The organism is Bartonella sp. AA126HLJHH (genome assembly GCF_042197425.1).
GTDB lineage: Bacteria > Pseudomonadota > Alphaproteobacteria > Rhizobiales > Rhizobiaceae > Bartonella.
In genome coordinates, this window is the sequence record NZ_JBHIRU010000114.1 from 1 (window position 1) to 764 (window position 764).

General features: G+C 41.6%; 2 pseudogenes. Both read right to left on the reverse strand.

Annotated features, from left to right (window positions below):
- A pseudogene (locus ACFIQC_RS10025) lies at window positions 1-533 on the reverse strand (hypothetical protein); the annotation flags it as partial.
- A 24-nt stretch (window positions 534-557) separates the two neighbouring features.
- A pseudogene (locus ACFIQC_RS10030) lies at window positions 558-764 on the reverse strand (hypothetical protein); the annotation flags it as partial.

Below are 764 nucleotides of genomic sequence, written 5' to 3' on the forward strand. Positions count from 1 at the left end.
GCCATACCTGCAAAAAGATCTTTGAGCTTCTGATACGCATCTGATTGAAAAAACTTATAAGTATTGGACTGTAAAAATTTCTCTGCATCTGTCAGTTCAGGAGTCGGTGTTGGGGAAGCGGGTGCTAATGGTTGCGTTTGTTCATTAATATGAGGTTTTAGTTCTTGTGGAGTACTCTCTAGTGCATTTGGCATGGGTGGATGTTGATCAAATCCAAGAGGCATTTCCGCTTTAGGAGCCGTATAGGGCATAAATGGTCCATATGGATTCAGACTATTCTGTAAATAGGGGTTGGATGGGGCTTGTGCTTTCTCTGGTGTCATCATACTTTCAATACCTGACATTCCAGTCATAAATAGAGAGGTTTTGGGGTACTTTGTTATGAAATTCCCCACGGGGTTCTTTGTTATTAATTGTCCCAATCTATTCGCCCCTGTAACCGCTTTAGGAGCAAGATACCTAAAAACATGAGGCGCAGCTCTTGCTGCCATAAAAGCTGCCCCAGCTAATGGAAATAATATTGGAAATGCCATCACACTCTCCTACAAAACTATTCTTTAATTATTCTCCAGAGCTTTCTTTTGATTCATGTAATCTAAAAAAAACTTGGATGCTCCTCCTGCCAACGCTGCTCCCATTGGACCACCTGCCATGTAACCAAAAGCCATCGGTGCTGCTTGAAGTGCTAAAGAACCTATAGTCCCTACATTTTTCCACGGATTATTGCCCTCTATCTTAGAGATTGTATGATTATTCGTTGTCGT